This window comes from Agromyces chromiiresistens, assembly GCF_029167465.1.
Lineage (GTDB): Bacteria > Actinomycetota > Actinomycetes > Actinomycetales > Microbacteriaceae > Agromyces > Agromyces chromiiresistens.
Genome location: NZ_JARFNL010000004.1, coordinates 72,177 through 83,935, shown reverse-complemented (window position 1 = coordinate 83,935; position 11,759 = coordinate 72,177). Strand labels below are relative to the sequence as shown.

At 69.9% G+C, this 11,759-nt stretch carries 9 protein-coding genes; 4 read left to right on the top strand and 5 right to left on the bottom strand.

The features are described 5' to 3' along the window. Nucleotides 1–18: 18 nt before the first annotated feature. From PX701_RS07885 to PX701_RS07865, 5 genes are all read right to left on the bottom strand, one after another. Nucleotides 19–1,209 (bottom strand): Gfo/Idh/MocA family protein, encoded by a 1,191-nt coding sequence (locus tag PX701_RS07885; protein ID WP_231429138.1) that lies wholly within the window; start codon nt 1,207–1,209, stop codon nt 19–21. Nucleotides 1,210–1,258: 49 nt separating this feature from the next. After that, entirely contained in the window at nt 1,259–2,290 is a 1,032-nt protein-coding gene (locus PX701_RS07880; RefSeq protein ID WP_275505964.1) for a LacI family DNA-binding transcriptional regulator, read from the bottom strand. A 70-nt stretch (nt 2,291–2,360) separates the two neighbouring features. Beyond that, the gene (locus PX701_RS07875) at nt 2,361–3,263 is read right to left on the bottom strand and encodes a carbohydrate ABC transporter permease (RefSeq protein WP_275505963.1); all 903 of its coding nucleotides are present in this window, start codon (nt 3,261–3,263) and stop codon (nt 2,361–2,363) included. Next, nucleotides 3,256–4,230 (bottom strand): carbohydrate ABC transporter permease, encoded by a 975-nt coding sequence (locus PX701_RS07870; protein ID WP_275505962.1) that lies wholly within the window; start codon nt 4,228–4,230, stop codon nt 3,256–3,258. Before PX701_RS07870 ends, PX701_RS07875 begins: the two co-directional genes overlap by 8 nt. A gap of 4 nt (nt 4,231–4,234) precedes the next feature. Beyond that, the gene (locus PX701_RS07865) at nt 4,235–5,509 is read right to left on the bottom strand and encodes an ABC transporter substrate-binding protein (protein WP_231429142.1); all 1,275 of its coding nucleotides are present in this window, start codon (nt 5,507–5,509) and stop codon (nt 4,235–4,237) included. 265 nt (nt 5,510–5,774) lie between these two features. Here PX701_RS07865 and PX701_RS07860 point away from each other — a divergent pair, with 265 nt between their 5' ends. From PX701_RS07860 to PX701_RS07845, 4 genes are all read left to right on the top strand, one after another. Further along, entirely contained in the window at nt 5,775–7,031 is a 1,257-nt protein-coding gene (locus PX701_RS07860; protein ID WP_275505961.1) for an MFS transporter, read from the top strand. Nucleotides 7,032–7,075: 44 nt separating this feature from the next. After that, entirely contained in the window at nt 7,076–7,771 is a 696-nt protein-coding gene (gene nucS / locus PX701_RS07855) for an endonuclease NucS (protein WP_275505960.1), read from the top strand. 128 nt (nt 7,772–7,899) lie between these two features. Beyond that, nucleotides 7,900–8,574 (top strand): HAD hydrolase-like protein, encoded by a 675-nt coding sequence (locus PX701_RS07850; RefSeq protein WP_275505959.1) that lies wholly within the window; start codon nt 7,900–7,902, stop codon nt 8,572–8,574. Nucleotides 8,575–8,895: 321 nt separating this feature from the next. Further along, a complete protein-coding gene (locus tag PX701_RS07845; RefSeq protein ID WP_231429146.1) occupies nt 8,896–11,682 on the top strand; it encodes an immune inhibitor A domain-containing protein in 2,787 nt (928 codons plus the stop codon). Nucleotides 11,683–11,759: the final 77 nt, after the last annotated feature.

The following is an 11,759-nucleotide window of genomic DNA, read 5'->3' as shown; positions in this document are numbered from 1 at the left end:
GGTCGGCGGCGGGACGCCTCAGGCCGGCGTCGCGGCCGGCTCGACCTGCCCGGCCTCGAAGTACGCGACGAGTGCGGGGTCGAGCGGCGGCACCTCGAGCGTGCCGCCGTCGCTGCGCAGCGACTCCGTCGCCCGGATGCCGACGGCGACCGCCTCGCGGGCTGCGACCGGCGAGGTCTCGGTGAGGCCGCCGTCGCGCACGAAGCGGAGGAACTCGGCGACGAGCAGCGCGTCGGCGCCGTCGTGCCCCACGTCCTCGGGCGACTCGGGCACGATGAAGGTCTCGTCGGCAGGCGCCGCGCCCTGGTGGCGGCGGTTCCAGAGGCCGACCTCGGAGCCCGAGACGTCGCCGAAGTTCTCGATGCGGCCCTCGGTGCCGATGACGGTGTAGTTGCGCCAGTAGTCGGGCGTGAAGTGGCACTGCTGGTAGCTCGCGAGCACGCCGTTGCCGAGCCGCATGTTGACCATCGAGATGTCCTCGACGTCGATCACCGGGTTCAGCCCGGTCTGCGCGGTCGGCGGCCAGTTATCGAGGCTGAACCAGTCGCGCATCCGCTCGCCCGCGCGGTCGCGCCGGTCGTCGATGTCGCCGTAGACGCTGAGCGAGCCCATGGCCTGCACCTCGGTCGTGTAGGCGCCCGCGAGCCAGTGGATGACGTCGAGGTCGTGCGCGCCCTTCTGCAGCAGCAGGCCCGTGGTCTTCTCGCGCTCGGCGTGCCAGTCCTTGAAGTAGAAGTCGCCGCCGTTGCCGACGAAGTGGCGGCACCAGATCGCCTTGACCTCGCCGATGCGGCCCTCGAGGATCAGCCGGCGCATGAGGAGCACGACCGACATGTGGCGCATGTTGTGGCCGACGTAGAGACGGGTGCCGGTGCGGCGGGCGGTCTCGAGGATCGCGTCGGCGTCCTCGACGGTCACGGCGAGCGGCTTCTCGCAGAAGACGGGCACCCCCGCCTCGAGCGCCGCGATCGCGACCGACGCGTGCTGGTGGTCGGGGGTCAGCACCATCACCGCGTCGACGCCGCTCGCGAGCAGCTCGTCGAGCGAGTCGGTGACGGTCGCCTCGGGCAGCGCCGCACGCGCCTCCGCGCGCGAGCGCTCGGACAGGTCGCAGACGCCCGTCACGCGGGAGCCCCGTCCGGGCCGGTGCGCCTCGTGCACGAGGGTCGCGCGCGCGCCGAAGCCGACGATGCCGATGTTCAGATCCACGGGGTGGTGCTCCTTCGAGTCTTCCTGCGCGAGTTCGCGTCGCAGGGGGTCACAGCGTGCGCACCGCGCGCGGCGGTGCGTCCAGATCGGTCGAGCCGCCCGGGACGAGCGACCAGGGGAATTCGTGCAGGCGGGGCTCGGTCACGCCCGAGTCGAGGGCTCGCGCGACGATGATCTCGGCCTGCCTGCGATAGAAGTCCGTCGGGCCGACGGTGGTGAGGGTCGGGGCGATCGACTGCGCGTCGGGGGTGTTGCCGACGCCGATCACGGCGACGTCGTGCGGCACCCTGAGGCCCAGCATGTGCGCCGCGTTGATCGCCGCGATCGCGGCGAAGTCGGTCGTCGCGTAGATCGCCGTGGGGCGGTCGTCGCGCGAGAGCAGGGCGACCGCCGCGGCGAACGCGCTTGCCTGCGTGTTCGCGTAGGTCGCGGTGTGCTCGGGCACCACGGGCAGCCCGCGCTCGCGCATGCGAGCGAGGTACGGGGTGTACCGCGAGTGCTCGGGTGCACGCACGGCGTCCTCGGCCACGAGGCATCCGATCGCGGTGTGCCGTTCGAGCAGGTGGTCCATCGCGAGGTAGCAGCCGGGGATCGCGTCGGAGCGGATCACGTCGTAGCCGTCGGGCTCGAGCGTCTCGCTGAAGACGACGAGCCGCTGGCCGCGTTCGGCGAGCGCCTGCAGGTGGCGCCTGACCTCGTCGCTGCCGACCGCGGCGTCGAGGTAGGCGACGTCGCTCTCGACCCGTTCGAGCGCGGCGTACCAGTCGCCGTCGGCCAGGATCAGCGTCGTGAGGCCGTGCCGGTTCGCCTCGTCGTTGACCGCGGCCGCGACGGCGAGCGACCACGGGTCGCTCAGCATGTGCAGCGAGAGCTGCACGGTGTCGCTGCGGCCGGTGCGAATCGTGCGGGCGGCGCGGTTGGGCCGGTAGTTCAGCTGCTCGGCGGCCTCGAGCACGCGCTTGGCCGTCGCCTCGGCGACGCCCGAGCCGCCGCCGGAGCGGCCCGAGAACACGTACGACACCGTCGCCGTCGAGACGCCGGCGAGCTCGGCGACCATCCGCAGCGTGGGGCGGCGGCGCACGTTCGTGCCCCCTGCCGGGCCGGAGCTTCCGTGCGCCGTCGAGCCTCCCGCATTCGCCCGCACCATCACGTCACCCCTTCGTTCCCGAGAACGCGATGCCCTGGATGAACTGCTTCTGCAGGATCATGAAGGTGACCAGCATGGGCAGCGTCGCCAGCAGTGCGCCCGCCATCAGCACAGGGTAGTCAGTGCCGTGCAGGCCAACGAGCTGCGACAGGCCCACCGAGAGCGGCATCTTCTCGGGGTCGGTCGTGACCACGAGGGGCCACAGCAGGTCGTTCCACGACCACAGCACCGTGAACACCGTGAGGGCGACGATGCCGGGCTTGGCGAGCGGCACCATCACGCGCCAGAACGTCTGCCAGGGGTTCGCACCGTCGATGCGGGCCGCCTCCTCGAGCTCGGCCGGCATCGACATGAAGAACTGCCGCATGAGGAAGGTGCCGAAGGCGCTGAAGATGCCGGGCACGATGAGCGCCTGCAGGGTGTTGAGCCAGCCCAGGTTCTGGATGATCTCGTACTGCGGCAGCAGGTAGAGCTGCGAGGGCACCATGAGCACCGAGAGGAACAGCACGAAGACGACGTTGCGGCCCCTGAAGGGGATGCGCGCGAAGGCGTAGCCCGCCATCGTGCACAGCACCACCTGGCCGACGGTGCGGCCGACGGTGAGCAGCACCGAGTTGAGGAACATCTGGCCGAACGGCATCGACTCGAAGACCTCGGCGAAGTTCGTCCACACCCACGGATCGGGGAACACGACGGGCGGCACCTGCACCGAGTCCTGGAACGTCTTGAACGCGGTCAGCGTCTGCCACACGAACGGGAAGACCATGAGCACCGCGCCGCCGGCGAGCAGCAGGTGCACGACCCAGTGGCCGCGGTTGCGGCCGCCGCGGGTGCGGGCGGGGCGAGGGGCGGATGCCTCGGGCGGGGCGCCCGTCATGGCACGGGTGTCGACGGCGAGGTCACTCATAGTGCACCCACTTCTTCTGCAGACGGAACTGCACGACCGTCAGGATGAGGATGATGATGAGCAGCAGGAACGCGATCGCGGCCGCGTACCCCTGCTGGTTGTCGAGGAAGCCCGCCTCGTAGAAGAGGTAGACGATCGTACGGGTGCTCGGCATCGCGGGGTTCGACCGGCCGAGCATCATGTAGATGAGGTCGAAGACCTGCAGCGCGCCGATCACGCTGATGACGCTCACGAAGAAGATGCTGGGGCTCAGCAGCGGGATCGTGATCGAGAAGAACTTGCGCATCGGACCGGCGCCGTCGAGGTCTGCGGCCTCCATCACCGTGTCGGGGATGCTCTGCAGGCCCGCGAGGAAGATGACGATGTTGGTTCCGAGGCCGGCCCAGATGCCGACGACCGCGATGGCGACGAGGGCGGTGTTCGGGTCGGTGAGCCAGCTCTTGCCCTCGATGCCGAACACCGCGAGCGCCGCGTTGAGCACGCCGTAGTCGCCGTTGTAGATCATGCGCCAGACGAGCGCGATCGCCGCGGGCATCGTCACGACGGGGATGAAGTAGAGGGTGCGGTACACGCCGCGCCCGCGGAGCCCGGTGGTGTTGAGCAGCGCGGCGATGGCGATGGCGATCGGGATGCCGACGAGCGCGATCACGGTGTAGACCGCGGTGTTGCGGAGCGCCCCGATGAGCTCCGGCTCCTGGAAGAGGCGGACGTAGTTGTCGAGGCCGACGAACTGGGAGCCGCCGAACGGGCCCGACTCCGTGAACGACATCAGGAAGGTGCGCACGGTCGGCCACAGGTAGAAGGCGAGGAGGCCTGCGGCGGTCGGACCGATGAAGAGCAGCGCCCACCACGGCGACTGCCCGGGACCCCGGCCGCGTCGCCGCCCCCGGCCGGGAGCGGCCTCGGGCCGCTCCCGGTCGAGTTCGGAGATCGGCGCGCTCGTGCGCTGCGCGATCAGGTCGGACATGGGATTACTCCGACTCCGCGTCCAGCGCGGCCTGCATCTGCTCGGCGAGCTGCTGGAGGCCCTCCTCCGGCGAGACCGTGCCGGCCCAGACCTGCGCGAGGACCTCGCTCTCGATCGACGTCCACGCCGAGGTGTTCTTCGAGACGGGGTAGGCGACGGCCGTGTCGAGCGCGTCGATGTAAACCTGCAGGTCGTACTGCGGGAGCGCGTCGACCCACGCCTGCTGGGTGCCGTTGAAGGCCGGGATGACCGTGCCGGTCTCCGCCTGGATCTCGGCGGCCTGCTCCGAGCTCGCGAAGGCGGCGAACTGCTTCGCGACGTCGACGTGCTCGCTCTTGGCGTTGGCGACGTTGCCGATGCCGTGGATCACGCTCTGGTTGCCGGTGGCGCCCTCGGCGAGCGGCGCGACGTCGACCTTGTCGGCGATGTCGGCGTTGTCGGCGTACGCGACCGCGGCCCATGAGCCGTTCTGGAACATGGCGACCTTGCCCGAGAGGAAGAAGTCCTCGGGGTTCGTGTCGGTCATCTGCTGGGCCGTCGGTGAGGAGCCGGCCTCGATGAGGTCGGTCCAGAGCTCGATGCCGGCGAGGGCCTCGGGCGACCCGTAGCCCGACTCGGTACCGTCGGCGTCGATGACCTCGCCGCCTGCCTGGGCGATCGAGTTGTAGAAGTTCTCCTGGCCGTACTGGCTCGCGGCGATGCCGTACTGGCCCTTCGCCGGGTCGGTCAGCTTCGCGGCGGCGGCCTTCAGGTCGTCCCAGGTCCAGCCGGCCTCGGGGTAGGCGACGCCCGCCGCGTCGAAGAGCTCCTTGTTGTACCAGAGCGCGACGGTGTCGAAGTCCTTGGGCGCACCGTAGAGCGCGCCGTCGTAGGTGTACAGGTCGATGAGTCCCTGCGGGTAGTCGGCGGCGTCGATCCCCTGGTCGTCGAGGGGCGCGAGCACGCCGTTCGACGCGTAGAGCTGGAAGTTCGGACCGTTCATCCAGAACACGTCGGGCGCCGATCCGCCCGACACCGAGGTCTGGAGCTTCGTGAAGTACTCCTTGTACGGCGTGAGCTGGATGTCGACCGTCACGTTCGGGTGCTCCTCGGTGAACGCCGCGGCGATCTCCTCCATCGCGGGCTGCTGGTTCTCGTCCCAGATCCCGTACGTGATGGTGACGTCCTCGCCGTCGCCTCCGTTCGAACCCGAGCCGCTGCAGGCGCTCATCGCGAGCGCCGCGGTCGCGGCCACGGCCAGCGCGGCGGCACCGCGGCGGGTGATTGCACGTCGAAGCATCCGATCCTCCTTTGGATCTGTCTCTCTGGTGAAGGGTGCGGGTGCGGAGCCCGCGAGTGTTAATCGTTTAGCTAAACGATTAACACGTGACTGTAGGGGAGGCCGGAGGCCGACGCAAGCGCGAGCCGCCGATTGCGGACGATCGGCTCGGCCGCGGCTTGCGGGCGATCCCGCGGGCGGCTAGGGTTCTCGACGAGTCGAATCGATTCGACTCGTCCGATCGCCCACCGGAACCCCACCGCCGACCTGAGAAGCAGCACCGACCATGACCGAGACCTCCGGCAACGCCGCGCCGACGACGCGCCCCGCTCACGAGCTCGTCGCCTGGCGCAACGCGATCTTCGCGATCTTCTTCCTCTCGGGGCTCAGCATGGCGAGCTGGGTCGCGCGCATCCCCGCGATCCGCGACGACACCGGGCTCAGCACCCAGGGCGTCGGGCTCGTCATCCTCGGCGGCTCGATCGGCTCGATCCTCGGTCTCGTCGCGGCCCCCTGGCTGCTCGCGCGCCTGGGCGCCCGCCTCGGCATGATCGCCGCACTCGTGACCGTCTCGGTCGGGCTCGTGTTCGTCGGCGTCGGCGGCTCCCTGCTGCCCGCCGTGCCCCTCGTCGTCATCGGGCTCGTGCTCTTCGGCCTCGGCAACGGCGCGGTCGACGTGATGATGAACGTCGAGGGCGCCGAGGCCGAGCGCGAGATCGGCCGCACGGTGATGCCGCTCATGCACGCGTTCTTCTCGTTCGGCACGGTCGCGGGTGCCGCGGTCGCCGCCGCCGCGTCGGCGATCGACGTGCCGGTGTCGATGCACCTCGGCGTGATGGCACTGCTCATCGCCGCCAGCATCCTCGTGGCCGTGCGCTACGTGCCGCTGCGCGCCGAGGTCGGCGACGACACGCACGCCGGCGCACCCCGGCCGCCGTGGACCGAGCGGCTCAAGGCGAACCTCGCCGTGTGGGGCGACGTGCGGCTGCTGCTCATCGGCGTCATCATGCTCGGCATGTCGTTCGCCGAGGGCTCGGCCAACGACTGGCTCGCCCTCGCCGTCGTCGACGGCCACGGCTTCGACGCCACCACCGGCGCGCTCATGTTCGGCGTCTTCACGGTCTCGATCACGGCCGGCCGGGTCGTCGGCGGTCCGATCCTCGACCGGTTCGGGCGCGTGCCCGTGCTGCGCACGCTCGCGATCATCGGCATCGCCGGGCTCTCGCTCTTCATCTTCGGCACCGAGACGTGGATGCTCGTCGTGGGCACCGTGCTGTGGGGCCTCGGCTCGTCGCTCGGGTTCCCGGTCGGCATGTCGGCCGCGGCCGACCACCCGACCGACTCGGCGGCGCGCGTGAGCGCCGTCGCGATCATCGGCTACTGCGCCTTCCTTGCCGGGCCACCGCTGCTCGGCTTCATCGGGCAGCACTTCGGCATCCTCAACGCGCTCCTCGTGATCCTCGTGCTGCTCGTGCTCTCGGCGCTGGCGGCGCCGGCCGCCCGCGAGCAGACGCGGCCCGCGGCATCCGGCTCGCAGGCCTGACCGTGACCTGCGCGCCCGCGCGCACCCGCCGGTAAACTCGTCGGGTGCGTCTCGTCATCGCCCGCTGCTCCGTCGATTACGCGGGGCGGCTGCAAGCCCACCTCCCGCTGGCCACCCGGCTGCTGATGGTGAAGGGCGACGGCAGCCTGCTGGTGCATTCCGACGGCGGCAGCTACAAGCCGCTCAACTGGATGAGCCCGCCGTGCACGCTCGAGACGGCCGAGCCCGACGACGAGCAGCGCGAGGCGGGCGTCGTCGAACTCTGGACGGTCACGCACAAGAAGACCGCCGACCGCCTCATCGTCTCGATCCACGAGGTGCTGCACGACACCTCGCACGAGCTCGGCATCGACCCCGGCCTCCAGAAGGACGGCGTCGAGGCGCACCTGCAGAAGCTGCTCGCCGAGCAGATCGAACTGCTCGGCGAGGGACACCGGCTGGTGCGCCGCGAGTACATGACGGCGATCGGCCCGGTCGACATCCTGGCGACGGATGCCTCGGGCGCGAGCGTCGCGGTCGAGCTGAAGCGACGCGGCGACATCGACGGCGTCGAGCAGCTCACCCGCTATCTCGAGCTCATGAACCGCGACCCGCTGCTCGCGCCGGTGTCTGGCGTGTTCGCCGCGCAGGAGATCAAGCCGCAGGCGCGCACGCTCGCCGAGGACCGCGGCATCCGCTGCCTCGTGCTCGACTACGACGCCATGCGCGGCGTCGACGACGGGCATGCTCGGCTGTTCTGACGACGGACTGCGCCGGCCCCGGCTGGACTGGGACGCTTGACCCAGTTTCCTGAGCGCGGGCTGCCGGTTCTCTGTGATCCCGCGGCGATGCGAGCAATGCTCGCATTCGATGACCCTAGGATGTCACGGTGACCTCCCCCGCACCCATGCTCACCCGCACCTGGTCGGCGGTGCTCTTCGACCTCGACGGCACCATCATCGACTCGGCCGCCGACATCACCGCCTCGCTCGCGCACACGTTCTCCGCGCTCGGGCTGCCCGTTCCCGACGACGCGACGCTGCGCTCGTACGTGGGCCCGCCGCTGACGGAGGTGTTCGGCGCCGGCCACGGCCTCGAGGACGCGCTGGCCGAGGAGGCCGTCGCGACGTATCGCGCGCACTACGCCGACCACGTGCTGTCGTCGCCGGTGTTCCCCGGCGTGCGGGGCCTCCTCGAGCGGCTGCACGCCGCGGGCGTGCCCGTTGCGCTGGCCACGTCGAAGCCCGAGCACACCGCACGCGCGGTGCTCGACAACGCCGGGCTCAGCGAGTACTTCACCGTGGTCACCGGGGCCACCACCGACGGCACCCGCGCCACGAAGACGGCCGTCGTCGCCGAGGCGCTCCGCCGCCTGCAGGCGGAGGGCGTCGACACGTCGCAGTCGGTGATGGTGGGCGACCGCAGCCACGACACGATCGGCGCGCTCGCGAACGGCGTTCCGACCATCCTCGTCGAGTGGGGGTACGGCTCGCCCGCCGAGGCCGACGACGCCATGGCGATCGTGCATTCGACCGACCAGCTGCGCGGCCTGCTCGTCGGGTAGCGAGGCGACGTTCGAGCCCCTTCGCACTCCCACCGGGGATCGTGCCGCCGACCGACCGGAAGGTCGGAGTCTATTCGACTCCCTCGCCTCGCGGAAGCGTTCTCGGACATCGTGACCCGATCGCCGCCGTCTGCATGACGGATGGGCCGAGTTCTCCACAGTTTGAATCTCAGGTCTTCCATAGGCCCGCCCGTTAAGGGCAGGATTCCGATTACGTCCGTCCACCGACGGGCGCCATGCGTGTTGCCGGCGGTCACCCCCGCCGCGGCACTCGAAGGGAGAAGCATGTCTGGAAACTCCACTCGCGCGCGCAGGCGCGTGGTGGCGACGACTTCCGTGCTTGCGCTCGCGGCCGCCGGTCTGGCGACCTTCGGCGCAGTGCCCGCGAACGCGACGCCATCGCACATCTCCGCGCCGGTGATCGGCGACGACGAGTACTACATGAACTACGTCGCGCCTCGCGCCGAAGCCGAACTGACGGGCGACGATGAAGCGGTCGTCGACGTCAACGGCAAGAAGTCCGGCGCCCCGAGCGCCGAAACGGCGCTCGAGCTCGCCAAGTCCGTCGACCAGAAGTACGCGCAGGGCAACCCCAAGGCCGCGCATCAGCTGGCGAAGACCGAGGCCAAGGCGCAGAAGACGGGCAAGAGCCCGAAGGCGCTCAAGAAGGCCAAGGGCACGCAAGAGGCGAAGCTCCTCACGATCCTCGTCGAGTTCGACGGAACCGAGGACTTCAGCAACCTGCAGGTGCCGACGTCGTTCGGAGCGACCGACTGCAAGCCCGGTGCCGTCCAGTCCGGCCCGCTGCACAACAACATCCCCGACCCCGCCACGTACGAGCTCGAGGACAACAACTCGATGTGGGTGCCCGACTTCTCGAGCGAGCACTTCAACAAGATGCTCTTCACCGATGAAGGCATCACCGAGCGCGTCCGCACCGACCTGACGGGTCCCGACGGCCAGCCCGGCTTCGACATCTCGGGCTTCACCATGAAGAACATGTACGAGGAGATGTCGCGCGGCGCCTACACGGTGCACGGCGAGGCGACCCCGTGGATCAAGGTGCCGCACTCCGAGGCGTACTACGGCGCCACGGTCTGCCACCTCAACGACGAGGGCGTCTACGAGGCCGGCCCCATGCAGGACATGCAGGGTCACCCCGACAACCCGCTCGGCCCGGGCCAGCTGCCGATCGACGCGGTCGCAGCGCTCGCGGCGGCACAGCCCGACTTCCCGTGGGCCGACTACGACATCGAAGACCAGGGCGACCGTGACGGCGACGGCAACGTGCTCGAGCCCGACGGCGTGATCGACCACGTCGTGCTCGTGCACGCCGGTGAAGACAAGTCGGGCGGCGGCGGCGCCGAGGGCACCTACGCCCTCTGGGCCCACTCCTCCGCCGTCGCAGGCGGCGCCGACATCCCCGGCACCGACCTCAAGCTGTCGAACTACATCGTGCAGCCCGAGGACTCGGGCGTCGGCGTGTTCGCGCACGAGTACGGCCACGACCTCGGCCTGCCCGACCTCTACGACACCTCGAACGTCGCGTCGAGCGACGTCGACTTCTGGGACCTCATGAGCTCGGGTTCGCACTCGGGCCCGATCTTCCAGTCGATGCCCACCCACATGGGCCTCTGGGACAAGTGGGTGCTCGGCTGGGCCGACCCCGAGGTCGTGTCGCCCGGTGACGACGAGACCACCATCAAGGTGGGCCAGTCCTCGCGCCCCGCGAAGGGCACCGAAGACGGCATCAAGATCGACCTTCCCGACAAGGTGATCACGCTCGCCGAACCGCACAGCGGTGAGAACATGTGGTACTCGGGCGCCGACCAGGACTGGGCCGACCTGCGCCTGGGCCGCACCGTCGAGGTTCCCGCCACCGCTCCGAAGTTCTGGATGTGGAACAACTTCGTCATCGAAGAGGACTGGGACTTCGGCTACGTCGAGGTCTCGACCGACGGCGGCACGACGTGGGCCGAGCAGAAGGTCTACGACGCGGCCGGCAACCTGGTCTCGACCGACGACGGCTACTCCGACCCCAACGGGCGCATGAAGGACTTCGGCGCGGCAGAGGGCGCACCGAAGGTCTACGGCCTCACCGGCTCGAGCGACGGCTGGCGTCACGACTACGTCGACCTCACCGCCTACGCGGGTCAGACCGTGCAGGTTCGCCTGCGCCTCGCGACCGACGCGGCCTACCAGGACCGCGGCTGGTTCAGCGACGACTTCTCGGTCACGAGCGGCGACACGGCCGTCTGGAGCGACGACGTCGAGGGTGCCGACGACAACGGCTGGACGAAGGAGGTCGCCTCCTTCACGACGACCACCGGCCCCGGCTGGCGCAAGGACACCGGCACGTCGGTCAAGGCGCAGTACTACCTGGTCGAGTGGCGCAACTTCGACGGCTTCGACGAGGGCCTGAAGTACGGCTACAACAGCATCTACCAGGACGGCGCATGGAAGGTCGCGAAGCTCGCCTACAACGCCCCGGGTGCCCTCGTTTGGTACCGCGACACGACGTACGGCAACTCGAACATGCCGGCGGCGAACGAAGCGGCCCTGCCGAGCTACGGCGCCAAGGGCGGCCTGCTCATCGTCGACAGCCACTTCAACCCGCTGCAGCGCACGGGTGAGGCCGCCGACGTCGACCCGTCGACGCTCAACGTGATGGCCTCGCGTGCGCAGTCGTCCAACGCGGCCTTCGGCCTCGAGAAGACGCACCCGTTCACCGAGTGCATCGCCGACGCCGACTTCAACGAGTACTGCACCGACATCCCCGCGCTCGACCCGGTGAGCACCTTCACCGACGACCACGGCTGGGTGCCGGGCTTCGCCCTCCGCGAGTCGGACGGCGCGCTGTTCTACCGCGACCGCGACGCGTCGACCGTCGTGCCGTCGGTGGGCAACGCGCAGTACAGCACCCCGCTGTACGACCTCGAGGGCAACCGCCTGCCCGATTACGACGGCCTCGACGTGGGCCTCGGCCCGTTCGGCTCGGGCAACCCGGCCGACGACGGCGTGGGCTACGGCACCGTCGTCCAGGTCAAGAAGGCCTTCAAGGGCAACACCGCGGCGCTCATCCGCGTCGTGCCCCCGACGGTCGACTGACCACCGCACCTTCGCAACACCGACGAGGCGTCGGCCCCTCCGGGGGTCGGCGCCTCGCCGCATGCGTCAGGCGGACG

Bases quoted from the DNA above. Each gene is read 5' to 3' on its own strand.
- PX701_RS07860 (WP_275505961.1), top strand. From the start codon at position 5,775: ATGACCGAGACCTCCGGCAACGCCGCGCCGACGACGCGCCCCGCTCAC.
- PX701_RS07865 (WP_231429142.1), bottom strand. From the start codon at position 5,509: ATGCTTCGACGTGCAATCACCCGCCGCGGTGCCGCCGCGCTGGCCGTG.
- PX701_RS07875 (WP_275505963.1), bottom strand. From the start codon at position 3,263: ATGAGTGACCTCGCCGTCGACACCCGTGCCATGACGGGCGCCCCGCCC.
- PX701_RS07870 (WP_275505962.1), bottom strand. From the start codon at position 4,230: ATGTCCGACCTGATCGCGCAGCGCACGAGCGCGCCGATCTCCGAACTC.